Genomic DNA, 18,009 nt, shown 5'->3' with positions numbered 1-18,009 from the left:
TATGGTTACTAGAAGTGATTTTAAGCATGAGAAATGAGTGAGAAATCACGCAGACCGAGTATTCGAAATACCCGTCGAACATTTCTGAAAACTATCGGCATGGGAATGACTGTGGCAAGCTTTGACAATGCTAGTAGTGCTCACCAAGCCCAGACAAGCAATCATGACTGGGAACCAACCTGCAATTGGGCAGGTTTTCGAGCAACTCCCGGCCGAACAGCCGCAATCAACAGTGATGGCCCAACTCCGTATGCTACAACAGATTGGAAGATGGATTTGGGCGGCAGCATGTACAAAACGGAACCAATCGTCGTTGGTCAAACAGTCTTTCTTGCCGTCTCAACAGCCAACGATCCTTCTAAAAGCAGTGGCTTTGTCGGGGCATACGATATCGAAACCGGTGATCAACAATGGAAACGAACCGACCTTCCTGCACCGCGGACACCTGTCGTCAATGGCGAAATGATCTATTTTGCCACGAAAGTCCCATCGACACCAGATACTGACGTAGGTGGTTTGTATGCCTTGGACATCAAAACTGGCAAAACAGAATGGACTCGAACCGCTATTCAGGAATGGGCCACTCCGATCGTTACACAACATCGAGTGTACAGCTCGAATGAAACCGGTGCATATGCACTTGACCGCACAACAGGAGAAACCATTTGGAAAGCAGACGATGTCGGTGGGATTGTAGATGGCGTTGGTGGTGCCTTGAGCTACAATACAGATACTATCTTTTTCAGCGACGGAACAGCGCTGAATGCCGAAGATGGGTCGATAAAGTGGCGTGTAGCTACTGGCCAAGTGACACTTGGAAATCATGTGGTCGATGATGGCATAGTCTACTACATCCGAACTGAACGCATTGTTGGGGACGATGACCGTGTATATGTGAAAGCCCGGTCAGTAGAGGATGGGACGACTCAGTGGAGTTATGAGTCCAACACTAGTAATGAATGGGATGGCCGACTCGCAATTGCAAATGGGCGTGTATTGTTACTCAGTTCAAATGACGAGGAAGCAATCATAAAGGCACTCAATGCACAGACAGGTGCGCAGGTATGGACAACACAGGTAAATGGAACTTACTTCAGCGATCCAACAATAGCAAATGAGACAGTCTATATTGGTGGTCGATCGGTGCCAGATTCGAACCGCTGGGATGGTCGCGCCGTTATTTATGCGGTCGACCTGCTAACGGGCGAGCAAAAATGGGCGTACTTGCTTGATAGTAGTGATCTCGAAACGTCGCCCGAAAATCCACCTGCTGCTGGAACTCCTATCGTGGCAGACGGAAAGCTGTACACTGCTACGTATCCATCCGGGTCGGTACTTGCGTATCGATATATTTACTATTCAAACTTCTTTGTCCTCGACTCATGCGCTACACCGCCAGACTCAACTTACCGTCTGTAGCTCCCCTAACAAGCGTGAGATACCCTTCAATATACTTCAACACGGGGAGACATCCACCCCGCCCTAAAGCACGGGGTTTCCCACGTCCGATTACACTAGTTTGGAACTTACGTTTGCGAACCCGATGTGCCGAAAGGAGTGCTACGCCCCTAGTACTTCTATCTAACTGTTAGCTTAAAACAAATAGATGTCGATAGGTGACTTAGAAGACGAATGTCAGTCTCGTAGTGGTTTTCCATGAAAACCATGAATCATTGAATTCAATGGGTATAAGCTTATTTTTAAATTAATGGGACATTTCTATCTATGTTTGGTATTAATGAGATCATACCTTTATATTAACCCCATGTTAGCTTAGTTAGCTTCAAATCGAGGCAGGGAAACTCGATACAAAGTGTACGAAATGAGTGAGTCCCCAATGATAAATACAAAAACACAACGGCAAATACCCGTTTTCGCACCTGATGTTGCAGCAATCGTTGAACGCGCTGCCATGTCTATGGTTGCACGCAAAGTTGTTCGGCAAATAGGGCAGAACAAGAGCAATCAAAAACCTCAACGAAGCGTTCAGTCATCGGAGACGCTGTTGAACAGCATTTCCGAGAAAGAAAAGAAGACAGTTATCGCACAGCACCTTGGAAAGACCAGCAAGTTAGCTGCAGGTTTTGCGGAAAGAACAATGAATGGAGAATAAACATGAGTGTCAGTAACCGCTTGTCAATAAGACTAGGGGAAAAGAAAGGGCGGCAACAGCAGGGCTCCATAGTTCAGAGTATTTCTCAAAAAATAGTTTCTATGATAAAAATGACGAGCATCGGCGTTACCTTTCTACTGGTATTAGCGACGCTCTTCGGAGGAGATGTTGCCGATGATGTGACAAATTAAGTACCCCAGAACCATTTATCGAAATCAAATGCCAATGGAGAAGATAGTCGTGAAATTTTCCTCACAATAAACAGAACTGACTACGGTATAGAACTTGGGTTTAGGTTACAGAAAGTGTGACTGTTGTGCTATCGGTATTTCCGTGCACGTTTGTCACCCTAAGACGGACTGTTATTGATCCACAAGTGGGTGTAGAAACTGCCACTGTGGGACCAGATGCATCATATTGTCCATCGCCATCTGTGTCCCACTCATATTGCAACTCACGGCCCGTTGAACAGTAGCCATTAAGCCAAATAGTCTCCTCGGCAGGAAGCTCAGACAAATCCTGTTGTGCTATGCTATCAATACATGCTTCTGGCTGTGACGGCTCTGATTCGTGTTCATAAATAGTGCCCTTCCAATAGCCGCGCGTATTTTGATCACGGTGGTTTTATCCTTGAATTGTATATTTAATTATATTTGTATAAATTGAGTAAATAGGCGTGTTTAAGAATGCGGGAGATACAGTACCTACCTTCGAAATTAGCTAAACTCGTACTCAAAAAATTACTCAATTTATGTCCCAGTGACAATTTCACTGTGTATCCCTGCTTGGAATTGAATAGGACACCGACAACATTCTCGAAATAGATTGTTAGGCCCCAATCGCTGGTAAGATGGTCGCATATTGGGCATGCGACAGTATCACCTTCCATGGAAAAATAGGAAGACTGCTCAAAAAAGATTGTGATGACTGAATGCTTTAGTCTTTTGTTTTTCTCTGAAATGATCTAGTTAGGCGAGAAATATTTTAATAATTGGAATGGGAGAACAGCCTATGAGCCGATCAAGGCAGAACGTGCCCAAATCTCCACACGAGTATCTTCCGCCAGCATGTGATATTACAGTTGAAGAACTCATCAGCATTGCAAAAGATGCAACAACCCTCTATGATGTTTGTCAACAGACTCGCCTCTCACGGCATACTGTTCGCAAAGTCCTTCGCGCTTGTGAGCAGTATCATGAAGTCGAATTTGGCTTTGGGAACGACGCAGAAAGTGCAATCACTCGGATTGTACATTTGCGAGAGAAAATGGAGCGAGGGGAGTGATTCTCATTTTAAGGACCTTACTCAGGGAGTGGTTGACGAAGGCAATAAAGACGAACCAAAGGAACCATACCATCGCTAGACTGGTGTGAGTATATTGTGCTGAACGTGATATTTGGTTTTGATTCGCATATTATTACTAGGTAAATATGGCGTCTTAAATAGTAAATAATTATAGTAAGAACCCATTAATTACTTATTTAATTTTAAATATATACAGTGATAACGAACTTATAAATATGATGGGGCAAGTAAAACTATATAGATGAAGTTAAGTAGAAAAGTAGGACGAATACTATCCATCGTCTTAGTGAGCGTGATTCTCGCTACAATAGGCGTCAGTGGAGCAACCGCGATCGATATTGCTCCCCATGATACTGATACAGCACCGAATATTGGTGCTCTTCGCGCTGACGTAGACACGCGCATAGCTCTCTCCAATATAACCGAGTTCAACCCTGCTGACCGTTGTGTGGGTATACACACGTTGACTGCCGTTGTGCAGAACGATGCTGGCGATCCATTGGATAATGAAACCGTCACAGTCAAAAACAGCCTCGGAGAGACAGTCTTTACTGGATACACCGATAGTGCTGGTCAGATCGATGTTCAGCTTTCACAGGGCAAATACGATGTCTATGTCCAGAACCAGCACCAACAAGTTAACCTGAATAAGGATCGCACGGTAACGTTCACACTTGGGCAGGACGTGTTGCCTAAAACATAACGGTCGCAGCTTCTTGAACTCTAAATCTTATTTTAATCTTAATTTGTTTCTACCAAGCTAGATAATATATATTGCTACAAACAATGTACATACACTGTGCAGCAAAGTCTGACTCGACGACAAATTCTGAGTAGTACCGTTGGAAGCCTTGGAGCACTGACGATGACGAGCCGGGGGCAAAGTACTGTTCAACCAACGACAGAGTATATCGTTGGTACTACATCGCCAGCCGCAGTCAATGCAGCTCAATCACACGCAACAGCAGTCAAACGTGTATTAGACTTTGGAAACATTGGGCAGGCAGTTGCAGGGCGCTTTCCAGCGCCAGCGCGGGACGCACTTCGCCGGCGCAACGATGTTCGATATGTCGAGAAAAATGGGCTAGTGAGAGCAGTGAATCACGGGACAACTGGTCGTCAGGTACTCTCGTGGGGGGCGGATCGGATCAACTCTGAACAGGCAAATCATAAGGGATACACTGGAAAAGGTGCACATATCGCAATTCTTGATACAGGCATTGATAGCGACCATCCCGACCTCCAAGCAAATCTTGGCGATGGGAAGGCATTCTATTATTCATGTAACACGCTCTTTGATGGGAGACCGTGTTCGGAAACGGAAACAAACGATAACACATGCCATCATCCCTGGGATGATGATGATGACCATGGAACAATCGTTGCTGCGATAGCTGGCGCAATAAATAATGATATTGATGTTGTTGGAGTCGCCCCAGAGGCGACACTACACGCGCTCAAAGTTCTCGATTGCCGAGGAATCGGCGATTATCTAGGGATTGCTGAGGGAATCAAATATACCGCAGATCAAGGATGGGACATTGCGAATATGAGCCTCGCTGGAGCGGAGGCATACGTGATGCGTGATGCATGTAAGTATGCCTATGAAAAAGGCGTTCTCCTCGTTGGTGCCACTGGGAATCGGGGATGTGAAGGCTGTGTGAGCTATCCTGCAGCATATCCAGAAGTAATTGCGGTTACAGCAAGCACCAGTACCGATACACTTGCAGATATCTCATCAACGGGCCCTGAAGTTGAACTGACTGCTCCAGGTAGATATATTCGATCGGTTTCATCTAGATACCCTGCTGTTGTAACAGGAACCTCAGCAGCTGCACCACATGTCAGTGCCACAGCAGCTTTGCTCATGGCGAATGGATACCTCAACGCAACCAACACCGCATACGACGCCAGCGGATCGCTCACGCAAGAGAGCTACAACAACCCAGGTGGTGTCCGCGGCAAACTTCGTGCAACAGCTGAGGATATTGGTCTCACCACAAATCAACAGGGATACGGGCTCGTCGATGCCGAAGCAGCCATCGCAGTCGGACAGCGCGGCAGTGTCTCAACAAATCAACCTAATCGCACCACATGGGAATCAATTACATCGGAGGGCTCATTCACAAACCCAGTTGCACTCATGGGACCACCATCAACAAATGGCGGCCAACCATGTCATATGCGGGTTCGTGAAGTCACAGATGAGAGCTTTGAGTATCAACTTGAAGAATGGGCCTATTTGGATGGCAGTCATACCACTGAAACTGCCCATTACCTATTCATGAATGAGGGTGCCTACACAACACCTGCTGGATTACGGGCGGAAGTCGGGAGTCTCCAAACAGATCAAACGTTTACACGGGAAAATTTCTTCCAGACATTTACCACAATTCCAATTGTGATCTCCCAGGCCCAAACCGTCAACGAAGCCGACCCAGTCGTCACTCGTAATCGGAACGTCTCAAGTACAGGTTTTGATGTCCGTCTTCAAGAAGAAACGTCCGGCGGTAACCATGCTTCTGAAACAATCGGCTACATCGCGATAGAACCGGGCATAAGCACGCTTAACGGTGTTCCGTTCGAGGCAGGACTCACTTCCGATACTGTCACCCACAATTGGGCCTCAATTGCATTCCAGCGTGTGTATGAAGAGCCTGTGTTCATCGCGAATCTACAAACATATGATGGAAGTGATCCAGCTGCCCTTCGCTATCAAAACCTCGGTGGATCAGCTGTCGATATCCGCGTCGAAGAAGAGCAGAGCGTCGATACCGAGACCGGCCATACATCAGAAGTCGTTAGTTATCTTGTCTTCGAAGGCCAGGATATTATCTAAGCACCGCAAATTTTATTAGTAAATTGTTATTACTTAATTAGTTGGAGTGTATTTTTAGTATATGAGCCTACAGAAGGATCCTCATAACAATATACAATAAGGCCATTGGATAAATTGCGAGTATCGTAGGGTTTCTTCGTTGCCATTTCCCCTACGATGCTCGAGCGTAGTAAGCTAAAACGCTGTAATTACGTCATACTCTGGAAACAGGGGCAGGCCATGTTTTGAGAATGTTTCATAGACAACTGATGATGGCAGTACTTCGTATCTTGGGTTCTATACAAGCGATAGGCGTCTCGCAGTCAGTAATGAAATGTTTTTGCTTGTGGTTCAGAATTCAAGATGATCCACAATCGGATCTTTCATCGTTTGCAGGCAGTAATTAATATGGTCAGACACCGCATAACAATAGGGTAGTCTTGTTATGATTGCTTTGTATGCAGAGAATAAAAATAGATGATAAAAGCGACATCAATCGACAAGATTGCCTCAAAGGATCTATGATGCATGGCGCAGTGATGACTGGGTTTGGTGGTGACGCCACAACATCCCAGACCCAAAATGGCGATTCCACTAGCAACCAAATTAAGATTACTTGTGAACACATCACTTTCTTCACCCATAATTTCACTGGAGGGCCGCTTTTACCGGGCAAGACCGTGCTCGTGTTTGTGATGTTTGCGGATGAAAGCCAGATAGAAGTTAAAACAACCGTTGACGAAAACGGCGTTGGGCGAGTCGATTTGCCAGGAAATCGAACCGTAGAAACAGTGACATTAGTCTACGAAGAGGGCGAAGATCTGCTTATTACTGAATTTTTGAACAATTGCGAGAGAGAGTGAAGTGAACTACCCCCGCCCTCTCGACCTGATGGCCTTGCTGAGAACGGGGACTTCCTGCTTCCACGACGTGGGCGGAATAGTATTCATGTACCCGAGCGCGATCGGTGGTGGGAGTAACCGGCGAGTGTAGGGTTCTTTTTCCTTGTGTGTCGAATCGACCCAGGCCTCGCCGCCCCGTGCTTGCTGCGCTGCGCGCGCAGCCACGACGTTGAAAGCAATTAGTCGGGAATCAATTATAGAACTTAGCCAATCACTGGTGAGAACGGTGTTAGTCCCGTTCTCTAAGAGAGCATAGCGGAATCACGACTTCTCCAATAGATCGGCACGAGTGAAAATTGTTAGTACTCCAGGAATCCAGCTATCGAATTACTCGATTCTCATGTTCATATTGGCTCTTTGATTGGCTCTCCGCGCACGAAGTCAAAGTGAGGAATTACACTACAAGAATGGCAAAATTTGGCACTTTTCACATCGATGACGGGGGGAGTCAATTCGAATGTTACACTTCGATGACGGGGTGTCAGATGTGTAGCTTACACATCGATGGCGGGGGGAGTGCCAGCAAAGCTACCGAATGTGATTCACATAGTTTCGCCGACTCCAAGCCAGATCCATTACACATCGATGTCAGAGACCTTTTATAGAATATACATCGTTGACGGTCCTACAGCAAGGTTGGTGAATCAATGGAATACAAGAAATAGCTCCGTTGTATCGGTCGGATAAACATCGATGGAGGTCAATCTTTTTAACGCTACGGGTTACAGCAAACATATGACCGGCAGCAACCAGGAGGAAACGGATCAATCTACTCTAAATAAGAACACTCATCCCAGTACTGACGAAGAACAAATCGAGACTACCTATAAAGAGACCGCTGGAGGTTCGATCTCGGATCGGGCTCTGGGAACTACAGAGGATGGTACACAGCGGTCAATCCGAGATATGCTCGATGATGAGGGGGAGACATCGGTCTTCGTCAATAGAGATCTTGTCGAGCCAGATACAATCATCGATGAGGAGCGTATCGTCGGCCGCGATGATCAGCTTGAATCCGTCGTTTCATTTCTGAAGCCAACTCTCCAAGGAAACCGTCCTCCGAATATGCTGCTGTATGGTCCAGCTGGGACAGGAAAATCGCTTATTATTGGCGCAGTTACACAGCAAATCATCGAGCTCTGTCAATCGAGGGGCGAACGATTCGGCGTGGTTGACATCAACTGTCAACCCATAAATACTCTTGATCAAGCGGTCTACGAACTAGTTCAGACCGTCGCGAAAGATGTGAAAGCAGAGATCGCTGTTCCTGAGACAGGCGTATCGACGAAACGCAAGTATCGACGCCTGTATGAACTGATTAACGAACACTATGATTCAGTCATTTTCATCCTTGACGAGATCGACCTTCTAGTGGGCCGACGAGCAAACGACGAACCCGCCTATTCGAAGCTGCTTTATCAGCTGTCGCGAGCGAACAATATAAATGAAATAGAAGGACAGGTATCTGTCGCAGCACTAACAAACGACCCGAAGTTTATGGAAAACATCGACGGTCGTACCGATAGTTCGTTCAATCCTCGAGATGTTTACTTTCCCGACTACGATGCCACCCAGTTACGCGAAATTCTCAATAATCGTCGTGACGCGTTCCGTCGAGACGCACTTGAAGAAGACGTGATTCCGCTTGTAGCGGCGTTTGCAGCCCAAAGTCATGGTGACGCGCGGAAAGCTATCGACCTGTTCCGTGGCGCTGGTGACTTGGCAGATGAGCAGGGTGATGAAGAGGTTCGCGAGGATCACGTTCGCGAATCACAAGAGGAAATCGACAAAGACCGCTCGTTGAAACTCGTGGAAGGATTAACGACGCAGAAAAAGATCTCACTGTACGCAACAGCCGCCGTCGCCTGCTACTCGAATCGATCACGAAGTTCTGTCCCAAGTCCAGTCGGATTCAAAGTGTACCAGTGGGTGACTGACAAACTCGATGCTGACCAGATGACTCGGGAGACCTATGTTAAATATGTTAAGGAACTCTCCACGTATGGTCTAATATCGTCCTCTCGAAAGAGTCGAGGGCGCGGTGGTGGAATGTACATGGAGTTTACCTTCACGGGAGATCCCGCAGCGATGATGAACCGAATCGTCGATGACACACGGTTGGAAGCGATTGCCAATCAAGAAGAACTCCTGCAAACGGTCATCAATTCCCAACTTAAGAAATTCCATGAAAAGTGAGGGGTGAATTTAGTTTGGCATGAGGATTTTTAGGGTCACCCACCCCCCGTGTTCGATGTGTAAATCAATCTCCCGCTCCGATAAAGAGACGCTTGGTGGTCAATCGAAGACAACCAACCTGACTAAGAGATAAGAGCTTAGAACGTTATTCGTCGATTTTTACACGAATTTAATAAATAGCATTCAACTATGTTGTGACCCCTCCCCCCGCCATCGAAGTGTAAACAGTAGAGAGAGGTAAGATGCAGCTACCGGAAATAGAGCCTCACCCGATAGAAGAAGCCTCGAGGACACTAATATTAGTTGGATGAACAAATAAAGTGGTCTTAACCAGAAAGGAATCGACGTTCGATTAGTAAAATATACTCTTAGCCTAATCTCATGCCTAATTGCATTACGGATTTTGTTAGAGTAGCCATCACATAAAACTTTCCCCTATAGAGAATCTCTTTGATCAAGCGATGATTCAGGAGCCTGAGTACTTCTCTATTGTATTTGCTGCTATCTTCCTGTTCATCGCTAATTCACGCCCTACCCCTCCCACCTGGATAGCCGTTTACACATCGATGACGGGGGGAGAGAGTGGGTATAATATTCTCGTTTGATATTTTGACTTGCTGTAAGAGCCCTCGAATCCATCTTTAGGTATCAGCGAGTTCTGTTGGGTGGGTTCTACGTCCGTGATGAGACGTAGAGTGGCGTTACTCGAACGCAATAGTCAAGCATGGCCGCTTGCTCGATGTTCGATGTCTCCGAGTTTGAAGGCCAGGACTTTTAAGGTGCCTGCCTACAGGTCGTTGCGAACCACGGTGACAAGGTCGCTCTTCAGATTCTTAGCGATCAGGGTATCGAAGCGAATGAAGAACGAGGTCATGAGGTCATTCCGCTCCTCAACGTTTCGCAAAAATCAGGCACAGAAGGGATAGAGACAGAGCAGCTAACCGAAAATCCAAACTTCCGTTTCACAGATATTCGTTTTTTGTTATGCCCTATCTAGTTCCTGATTTTGAACTGAAGAGGGTTATAACTAGCACCTACTCGATAATTACCGATATCAGGAGAATCATAACAAAATGCCAATATGCATTTGCAGTATAATGCGATGCGACAAAGAAAATCAGACAGCAGCAACAAGGTAAAGCGAAGAGGCTATTTGAAAGGAATCGCGGCCGCAGGGATCGGTGCAAGTGCCGTTTCTACGTTTTCTGGCACATCGGCTGCAGCCACAGACAACGCCATGGACGCGGATGGGGATAATGTCTACCTCATTTTCGGTGCTGACACTTCCGCAACTGATCTTCACCCATGGCTAAAAAAGCATAAGAAAAAACTCAATTCGAGTTCACAACAGTCTTCCTCCCAGGTCATTCAGTACCAGGATGTCACTCAGTTGAACGTCAATCAACAGAAAAACGCTGTTGCCATCTCAATTGATGGTGGAAAAGCAGACGCAATTCAACGCACCTACCAGAATAACGAAAACACGCAAGCCGGCAGTGCAGAATCGATTAATGCCAAAGAACAGACTAAAGAACAGGCATTCGAAAATCTCAATGATGTGTATGTTGTCCTCGCGGGCGAAACTGATTCACGCGAATTCTCAGGCTGGGTCGTGAGTGATGACGCTTACCAAAGTGAGCAGACCGCCGAAGCTGATATTGAGCAAGAACAAGAGGTTGACCAAGTAAACTATAGCAGTCAGAGCACTGCTATCTCAATTGCAGAGAACGGTAGTTATTCTCGATCATATCAGCGAAGCTTCCAGCTAAATGAAAACGCTCAGACGGCCGAAGCGCTTGCGGCAAACGTCGGTAAGGGAGACAAGCAGAATGCAAGTTCGTCGGTTAAACAGGCACAAATTGTTAATCAGCTGAATGTCAACAAACAAGGCGTTGCCATTGCAGTTGCTGTCGGCAAAGATAGTGTAGCCAAAGCGTGGCAAGTTAGTTGCCAGTTCAACCGGAACGAACAGGTTGCAAGCGCGACTGCAGTAAACTTCGACCCGAAGTCGGTCAAAGAGTTCACTGCAAGCGCCAACATGAAGGGCGACTACTCGGACTCACATGTGAAGCGGTCCAAAAAGTGTACATCTCAATCGAACAAACAGGGTGCAAAAGCGAACATCGAGCAATTCCAGGACGTGAGTCAGGAAAACATTAGCATGCAGAATGCAGCCATCGCTATTGGGCTTGATGGTAGCGAAGCGACAGCTACACAAGCAAGTTATCAAGCAAACTTCAATGCACAGGTGGCTTCAGCAACTGCGGTGAATGTCGACGAAGGCACTAAAAAGGTCTTTGCGGTGATGGATGGTACGGACGCAAAAGGCGATAATTCCTGGGCAGTGTCCTATGATAACGGAAGCGGACAAGTTACCAAACAGAAAGCACTCGCTGTCGTTAAGCAAGCACAATACATTGAGCAGCTGAACGTGAGCGAGCAGACCAGTGCAATCGCGTTCGCAACAAACGATGGTAACGCATCGGCAGAGCAGCTTAACTATCAGCTCAACGAGAACATTCAAGCCGCCGAATCAACTGCCATCAACACCGACAGTCAGCACAGCAACGGCAAGAAAAACGGTGAGAAAAACGGCAAGAAAAACGGAAAGAAGGGTGAGAACGGCAAGAAAGTTGAATGCTAGAGCGCGATAAATAGGTTAAAACACAAGTATAAGAGTCACTGTAAAAACACGCGATTAACCCTTTCCTTAGTACGCTCGCATAGCGTTTGTACTGTTTGTGAATTTTATTAAAATATCAGTCTCCTTCTAGAAGCGACGGGATCGTTAGCAGTACAGAAGTTGAGATTCATAGTATGAGCTGGTCAATACAAATCAGCTGAGTCAAGTTCTACAATGATCAGCGATTCTCTTAGAGATATGAACCACCTCTGAATGTAATGATGTCGATATGGGGATTGTTCTTACACTATTAACCGGATATTACGTTGGATTACATTCATTCAGGCAGACCATAACTAATCCTTTAACGCTGGTTCACCCTATTGGCGATGATTCAAGAGAAAAATAAGAACGAGAAAGAAAAATCATATATCGGTGACAAAATACAAGAAATTGAAGCCACCAGTGAAAAAGACTCCCCATGGCAGTCGCAGCTAACCAGTCGAGCACGTAGTCTCCTCGCAACCAGTTTTGTCTTCCACCCACTAGGCAGTTCCAGTCAGGTAGGTGAACAGCACTATGACCGATAGTCGACCTACCAACACTACTCGTCGTCGCTTTCTTCATCTGTCCGGGACTGTAGCTGCGGGAATGCTCGCCGGTTGTTCCGAGAACACGCCTTCCTCACAACCAACTTCAGATACTCAGACCCAATCTACGACGAAGACGACAACAGTGGACAAAACCACCGAGGTTAGAGAAACCACTTCGAAACAGGCGTTACAGACTAAGTACAACAGCCGTGAGCAGTTCAAGTCACCCGGGACAGCGTTCGACAATTTCGAGGATTTGTCTCAATGGAAACAAGTCCGGGGTTCAATATCAGCGGACACCGAACAGTGTGTAACTGGCTCACAAAGTCTACAGCTAGTTGGAAAGTCGGGCCAACATGCTGCAGCCGTTCGGACATTGTCATCACCGGTAGATCTCTCCAATAGCGATCTGTCGTTGTCATTTCGATCTAAAAATCCCGACGAGATTGCACTACTTGTCTATTTGTATGACTCTAATGATAACTGGGCAGTACTCGAGCTCCGAGCGATAACGTATCGTACCCCAGATATTGGCTGGTTTCGAACGTGTCCTGGTGTGTTTGCCACCAGTGATGCTGACCCAGATCTTACAAATATTGAACAAATCAAAATTGAAATAACCAATGCATCGGATGGCGACGTAATATCATGGGTAGACGACATGCGTTACCATCCAAAACCTGACACAGGCTATGTTATTTTAAGTTGGGATGACGGAAACAGGAGTTACTACGAACAAGCAGCACCAGTCCATGATCGCTATGATTTACCAGCTGTCCTCACAATGCCAATATATCCTAAAAAAGCAGCCGACTCATTTTTTATGTCGATCGAGGAATTGCAGGAGCGACAGGATGCAGGCGACGAGGTCGTCGCACATGGCAGTACCAACGAACCATTCGCCGAAATATCTACGTCGCAGCTGGATGCCCTCCTCAAGCGAAATAAGAAATGGTTACTCGACAATGGATTTGAAGGTGCAGATTTCGTAGTCTATCCGGGGAACAATTTCGACAAAGCCGCACTTGAGGTGATCAGCAAATATCACTACATGGGCGGTATGAATCAGTCAGGCAACGTGAACACAACCGGTGTGTATGGGTTCGATCCACTTGTTCTTCCACGAACGATAGGCCATGATCTCGATATTTGCAAGCAAGCAGTGAATCTTGCCGCGGATCACCGTCAGTGCACCATTCTCAATTTCCATCACTTCGATTCCAAGAACACGATGAATACTAGAGAGTATGAGAAACTCTTAGCGCATATTGATCGAACGAACGGTATCGAAGCTATCGATTTTACAGATCTTTGGGATATGCGGCGCACAGAACCGAAGTGAACGGGTTATATCCATTATTTTGAAATCATATTATTCATTTTGGAAGTTTTCTCCTAGTGTCTTTTCTGTTCGAACGAGAATCTCTCCATCGTTAGTTACCGTGACATCTAAATCATCAATATGAAATCGTAATTTTGATTTTCCAAGCTTTTCGAACATAGAGAAGCGATCAGTTGCATGAAAGCGAAAATGCTCATTTACTGCTGCTGCTGCTTCGTCTCGTGAATGACCTGAGATAAAAATAACAATATCAATCAGACATTGTTTGAGTGTTGACTTACCATTAACATCATATTCAAATCGATATTCATGGACATACATTTTATCGCATTCACTCGTGCCATTCGGTAGCCTGCTTTTGTATTCGACTGAATCGAGCATAGATATTCTATTTTGTCTTTAGTAATAAGTATATACAGCATACTATTTATGGAATGAGAGTTTTTGAGAGAAGATTAAAAGATACCGAATAGTACCATGCTGGAGAACTAAGTGAACTACCCTACTCGCTCACGGCTGACGCCGTTCGCTCCTTGCAGGTAGGGCTTCCTGCTTCCACGACGCGCTTTGCAGATACAGATGTATCCACAGGGAGCGCAGTCTCTACAGGCGTTGATTCGGAGTATCCCACTCCTACATCTTGAAGACCGCGAGAAAGAATATTCCACGCCGCGTTGACGTTTTAATATATACTACGAACTGCACAGTGATCAACTCAAAAATACCTGCAAGGTACCTACTACTACTTACGAGGTTATTCACGGTAATATAGTGGTTGGGGGACGGCGCTATCGAGAAATTGAATCGCGTGATTTTGGGTGTCTCATGAGTTGAAGGTAGATTGAATTGCACGTTTTTGGATAAACACGCAACACCGATCAACGTCACCTGTTCTGTCGTATAAACGGAAGAATGCTTCACTACAGGAATAACTGCTCAGCTGAATTCCCGATTCACTTTTGCTCTGCTAGAGGGAGCTATATCACGCTCACAACCGTCCTAAAAAACATGGCGCAACAATTCGTTCTCGTCCCCGGAGCATGGCTCGGCGGCTGGTGCTGGAAGTATCTCACCCCGATGCTCCGCAATGAGGGACATGACGTATATGCACCGACACTCACTGGATTAGGTGAACGAGAACACCTTATGCGGCCTGAGATTGGCCTAGAAACACACATTACAGACATTGTGAATGTGCTCGAATACAACGATCTCACGGACGCTGTTCTCCTCGGGCATAGCTATGCAGGGCTTGTAGTGACGGGCGTGGCAGAACGAGTTCCTGAGCGGCTCGCGCACGTTGTTTATTTGGACGCACTGGTTCCGATGGATGACGAGCCGGTTTCGGCATCTGAGTTCTATCCTCCGGACGAGTGGGATACGATGGAAGCGGCCGCAAAAGACCATGCTAGCGGCTGGCCGCTCCCAGATAACCATCCGGGGTGGGTGGATATCTCAGACGATGACACACGGTGGATGCGGGAAAAAGCTGTCCCACATCCACTGAACACGTTCAAACAGCGGGTGAACATCAACAACCCGGCAGCAGCTGCGTTAACCACCAGCTACATTCTCTGCACCCAGAACGGGATGGACGACTCCATTCTCGATACGATTCGACAACTGTGTAAACAGCGGGAGTGGAAACTCCGCGAACTAGACACAGGTCACTGGCCAATGGTGTCGATGCCTCGGAAACTGGCTCACCAGCTTCTTGAAATCGTATGAAGAGTAAGCAAAATTCTAGGCTGCAATCTATTGGGTCTCGTCCGGCGCTCACTATCTTCACTCTGTCGTGTTGTCACCCTCTTGGGGGTGGCAGGAGCTGGCAGAATAAGCATGAACCCCGCCGTGACCACACCGAGCACGTCAACCCACGCATCCGCTGTGAACTGGCGAATACACCTCAGATCGAGATGCACGTTTCTATATAAAACACGAAAGTAAGCTATTTACACGATCTCACCTTTCGCAGAATCTTGGGTTAGTATTAGATACTAACTAACCTTCATTGAGATATGGAAAATAGTACTGATGAGAGTTAGTATAACATGTAATCCTCGTCTGCCGCCATTTTATACTTCCTGCGTGAGAACACCCGGCGTCCGCTTAAAAACGCGGACTGAAAAATGACGACAGAAACACCACCGAATGGTGTTTCCGTCGCGCTCATTGGCGCCGGAGCGACGATCATCGCCAACCAGCAACCTGCTGGCTGGATACTCATCGCTGTCGGGGTCTTGTGGGCGCGAAGGAAACTGGGCGAGTGAGTCGCCTTCCAAAGCTGACTCGCCCAAATGTCGCATATTATTTTGTTTTCGCGACGCCGACCAGCGAGGTCGACAGTAATGTATACAATGGATAGGTTCATGAGTCTTTTCCATGGAACGCCTCGCGGAACATCTTCTGTTGCATGCCACGCGAACGGATTACAGCAGCACTCCCGGAGGGTAGTTTCTTCCGCGTATGAAATCAGGTGGTAGTAAGCTTGATCCACCTGTAAATGGAGAGTAGATTAGGATTCGTTTGTCTCACTGCCTCATGTTGCACTAAGCGGGTGTGGGTCCATCTGCTACCGACAGAAGGACAGCACCGCTGGCCATTCCGAGGTAACTCCAAGTAGTCGCACTTGGAACATGGAATTCAATATAGATAATAAGATATGGAGACCGAGTGCGCATTTGCCGAATATGGTCGGGAAAACAGTGTCTACCGGAATTTTTTTTTTCGTTTGACGCCACAGCATTGACTATGGCGGGAAACGAGCCACCTCCCGACGAGTGGGAGAACCATTCCAGTCAGTCCGCCGGGGAGAGTGCTGCCGAGCGTGATCTCGATATTGATGTTTCGGAAGTTGTCCTCGAGTTACAACCCGTCTTCGAGGCGGTTGCGCATCCACGACGACGCTATCTCGTCTACACGCTCTCCGAAGAGACCCAATGGTCACTCGATGACCTTGCGACCAAACTCGCTGCGTGGGAGACTGATACGAAAGAGGCGAACATCGCGACGCTCACGCGTCACGAGATGTATACGTCACTCTATCACTCCCACGTCCCGAAACTCGTCGACTTGGACGTGATTGAGTTTGATGGCGACACAGAGACGATTACTCCAGGGCCGCATGCAGTGCAAGTGTTAGCGGCGTTGGAGGGTGCCGGCGGCAGTCTCGACAATCGGCAAGAAACACACGCTCGCAGCGAGTTTGACCGCGAGGACTCTCGGTAACCCATGGCTGCCCAAAGAGGTATCACTGCCTTGCGGATGATACCACCCTAAGACACGTTCACACGGCGGACGACAGATGACCTCAAGTAATGACCACACCGAGGATGGCACCAAACTTGCATCGGATGGAAACAAACCCGACGAACCCGACATGACGTTTGTAACACAGGCGCACTACGAACGCGAGAGCCACCGCGATCTCACCACCGAAATCATCTTCGCAATCGCGGACGCCGCAGATGTCGTGCCGACAGAGATCAAAGATCCGCCGCTATACGAATGTGTGGATATCGCTGCGATTGAAGACGGCTTCTTCGGGCCGAAGGCCGCCGGACAGACCCGTGATAGCGAGGGGAGTGTTTCCTTCCGGTATAACCAGTATCACGTCGAGGTTGCGAGTGATGGGTGGATTACTGTCTCCGAGTCTACTGAGTATGAAGAGTTACCAGGCTCGGAGTGAGCACATTCTATCTCCTGTTTAGAAACGGGAATCCGAAGTCAAAATTGGGCTGATGTTAGTATCCATCCGAAACGCAGGAAGAGGGAAGTCAGTATATGGCTTGTTACATAGTTCCGGGTTCTTCCTCCGCTTCGCCAAACGCTACCCACTGGCTAGCATTCGGCATACTAGTTCTGAGTCCTACTCACATGAGGGTGTTGGCAGTCCTGTTCTGAAACGTGGAGTGGACAGCAGTCCGCAGGAAATTCATTCCTCCACGCTTGTCGAGCTGACAGCATCTTTTTTGTGAGTAACTTGTTTACGCTCGACACACAGAGGTTTGGTACTGAGTAGCTTACGCTCACTGGCTCAACGATTTACCTGCCGGGGAAAATCAGTGGTGGGCGTAGATCTCACGGTTTCCACTCTTACGTAGTAGCTACATGGTAT

At 47.2% G+C, this 18,009-nt stretch carries 15 protein-coding genes and 1 pseudogene; 13 read left to right on the top strand and 3 right to left on the bottom strand.

Annotated features, from left to right (window positions below):
- The first annotated feature begins 33 nt into the window (after positions 1-33).
- The 3 genes from BW974_RS16675 (at position 34) to BW974_RS16665 (ending at position 2,304) form a co-directional block, all read left to right on the top strand.
- Positions 34-1,419, top strand: coding sequence for an outer membrane protein assembly factor BamB family protein (locus BW974_RS16675; protein WP_084186347.1), 1,386 nt, complete (start codon positions 34-36; stop codon positions 1,417-1,419).
- Between the two features lie 418 nt (positions 1,420-1,837).
- The gene (locus BW974_RS16670; protein WP_139328913.1) at positions 1,838-2,113 is read left to right on the top strand and encodes a hypothetical protein; all 276 of its coding nucleotides are present in this window, start codon (positions 1,838-1,840) and stop codon (positions 2,111-2,113) included.
- A 2-nt stretch (positions 2,114-2,115) separates the two neighbouring features.
- A complete protein-coding gene (locus BW974_RS16665) occupies positions 2,116-2,304 on the top strand; it encodes a hypothetical protein (protein ID WP_076431384.1) in 189 nt (62 codons plus the stop codon).
- Positions 2,305-2,404: 100 nt separating this feature from the next.
- On the opposite strand, the gene BW974_RS26615 is transcribed toward BW974_RS16665, so the two are convergent.
- The gene (locus BW974_RS26615) at positions 2,405-2,629 is read right to left on the bottom strand and encodes a PKD domain-containing protein (RefSeq protein WP_076431383.1); all 225 of its coding nucleotides are present in this window, start codon (positions 2,627-2,629) and stop codon (positions 2,405-2,407) included.
- Between the two features lie 1,030 nt (positions 2,630-3,659).
- Here BW974_RS26615 and BW974_RS16650 point away from each other — a divergent pair.
- From BW974_RS16650 to BW974_RS16625, 6 genes are all read left to right on the top strand, one after another.
- Entirely contained in the window at positions 3,660-4,121 is a 462-nt protein-coding gene (locus BW974_RS16650) for a carboxypeptidase regulatory-like domain-containing protein (RefSeq protein ID WP_076431381.1), read from the top strand.
- A 162-nt stretch (positions 4,122-4,283) separates the two neighbouring features.
- On the top strand, positions 4,284-6,257 hold the full coding sequence (locus BW974_RS16645; RefSeq protein ID WP_084186345.1) for a S8 family peptidase: 1,974 nt from the start codon (positions 4,284-4,286) through the stop codon (positions 6,255-6,257).
- A 437-nt stretch (positions 6,258-6,694) separates the two neighbouring features.
- Positions 6,695-7,099 carry a hypothetical protein gene (locus tag BW974_RS16640; RefSeq protein WP_076431379.1) on the top strand — a complete coding sequence of 135 codons (405 nt, stop codon included), beginning with the start codon at positions 6,695-6,697 and terminating at the stop codon, positions 7,097-7,099.
- A gap of 774 nt (positions 7,100-7,873) precedes the next feature.
- Positions 7,874-9,334, top strand: a complete 1,461-nt coding sequence (locus BW974_RS16635; RefSeq protein WP_394329571.1) for an orc1/cdc6 family replication initiation protein — start codon at positions 7,874-7,876, stop codon at positions 9,332-9,334.
- Positions 9,335-10,436: 1,102 nt separating this feature from the next.
- The gene (locus BW974_RS16630) at positions 10,437-11,978 is read left to right on the top strand and encodes a hypothetical protein (protein ID WP_076431617.1); all 1,542 of its coding nucleotides are present in this window, start codon (positions 10,437-10,439) and stop codon (positions 11,976-11,978) included.
- 558 nt (positions 11,979-12,536) lie between these two features.
- Complete coding sequence (locus BW974_RS16625; protein ID WP_076431377.1) at positions 12,537-13,892, top strand: polysaccharide deacetylase family protein; 1,356 nt, start codon at positions 12,537-12,539, stop codon at positions 13,890-13,892.
- Positions 13,893-13,922: 30 nt separating this feature from the next.
- Here the strand turns inward: BW974_RS16625 and BW974_RS16620 are convergent, their stop codons facing one another.
- On the bottom strand, positions 13,923-14,273 hold the full coding sequence (locus BW974_RS16620; protein ID WP_076431376.1) for a hypothetical protein: 351 nt from the start codon (positions 14,271-14,273) through the stop codon (positions 13,923-13,925).
- A 121-nt stretch (positions 14,274-14,394) separates the two neighbouring features.
- Positions 14,395-14,574: pseudogene (locus tag BW974_RS16615) on the bottom strand (RNA-guided endonuclease TnpB family protein); the annotation flags it as partial.
- Positions 14,575-14,900: 326 nt separating this feature from the next.
- On the opposite strand from BW974_RS16615, the gene BW974_RS16610 reads away from it, so the two are divergent.
- The 4 genes from BW974_RS16610 (at position 14,901) to BW974_RS16595 (ending at position 17,580) form a co-directional block, all read left to right on the top strand.
- Positions 14,901-15,620 (top strand): alpha/beta fold hydrolase, encoded by a 720-nt coding sequence (locus tag BW974_RS16610; RefSeq protein WP_076431375.1) that lies wholly within the window; start codon positions 14,901-14,903, stop codon positions 15,618-15,620.
- A gap of 401 nt (positions 15,621-16,021) precedes the next feature.
- Entirely contained in the window at positions 16,022-16,162 is a 141-nt protein-coding gene (locus BW974_RS25810) for a hypothetical protein (protein WP_175609725.1), read from the top strand.
- Positions 16,163-16,643: 481 nt separating this feature from the next.
- Entirely contained in the window at positions 16,644-17,120 is a 477-nt protein-coding gene (locus tag BW974_RS16600; RefSeq protein ID WP_076431373.1) for a DUF7344 domain-containing protein, read from the top strand.
- Positions 17,121-17,196: 76 nt separating this feature from the next.
- Entirely contained in the window at positions 17,197-17,580 is a 384-nt protein-coding gene (locus tag BW974_RS16595; RefSeq protein WP_084186344.1) for a HalOD1 output domain-containing protein, read from the top strand.
- Positions 17,581-18,009 lie beyond the last annotated feature (429 nt).

Source organism: Haladaptatus litoreus, from assembly GCF_900156425.1.
In the GTDB taxonomy this organism is placed as follows: Archaea; Halobacteriota; Halobacteria; order Halobacteriales; family Haladaptataceae; genus Haladaptatus; species Haladaptatus litoreus.
Note: the sequence above shows the minus strand (reverse complement) of the source record. Positions and strands in the feature narration are given on the sequence as shown.

What these genes read in the sequence shown, in the direction of transcription:
- BW974_RS16675 (WP_084186347.1), top strand. Translation starts at nt 34, where the DNA reads ATGAGTGAGAAATCACGCAGACCGAGTATTCGAAATACCCGTCGAACA.
- BW974_RS16670 (WP_139328913.1), top strand. Translation starts at nt 1,838, where the DNA reads ATGATAAATACAAAAACACAACGGCAAATACCCGTTTTCGCACCTGAT.
- BW974_RS16665 (WP_076431384.1), top strand. Translation starts at nt 2,116, where the DNA reads ATGAGTGTCAGTAACCGCTTGTCAATAAGACTAGGGGAAAAGAAAGGG.
- BW974_RS16650 (WP_076431381.1), top strand. Translation starts at nt 3,660, where the DNA reads ATGAAGTTAAGTAGAAAAGTAGGACGAATACTATCCATCGTCTTAGTG.
- BW974_RS16645 (WP_084186345.1), top strand. Translation starts at nt 4,284, where the DNA reads ATGACGAGCCGGGGGCAAAGTACTGTTCAACCAACGACAGAGTATATC.
- BW974_RS16640 (WP_076431379.1), top strand. Translation starts at nt 6,695, where the DNA reads ATGCAGAGAATAAAAATAGATGATAAAAGCGACATCAATCGACAAGAT.
- BW974_RS16635 (WP_394329571.1), top strand. Translation starts at nt 7,874, where the DNA reads ATGACCGGCAGCAACCAGGAGGAAACGGATCAATCTACTCTAAATAAG.
- BW974_RS16630 (WP_076431617.1), top strand. Translation starts at nt 10,437, where the DNA reads ATGCGACAAAGAAAATCAGACAGCAGCAACAAGGTAAAGCGAAGAGGC.
- BW974_RS16625 (WP_076431377.1), top strand. Translation starts at nt 12,537, where the DNA reads ATGACCGATAGTCGACCTACCAACACTACTCGTCGTCGCTTTCTTCAT.
- BW974_RS16620 (WP_076431376.1), bottom strand. Translation starts at nt 14,273, where the DNA reads ATGCTCGATTCAGTCGAATACAAAAGCAGGCTACCGAATGGCACGAGT.
- BW974_RS16610 (WP_076431375.1), top strand. Translation starts at nt 14,901, where the DNA reads ATGGCGCAACAATTCGTTCTCGTCCCCGGAGCATGGCTCGGCGGCTGG.
- BW974_RS25810 (WP_175609725.1), top strand. Translation starts at nt 16,022, where the DNA reads ATGACGACAGAAACACCACCGAATGGTGTTTCCGTCGCGCTCATTGGC.
- BW974_RS16600 (WP_076431373.1), top strand. Translation starts at nt 16,644, where the DNA reads ATGGCGGGAAACGAGCCACCTCCCGACGAGTGGGAGAACCATTCCAGT.
- BW974_RS16595 (WP_084186344.1), top strand. Translation starts at nt 17,197, where the DNA reads ATGACCTCAAGTAATGACCACACCGAGGATGGCACCAAACTTGCATCG.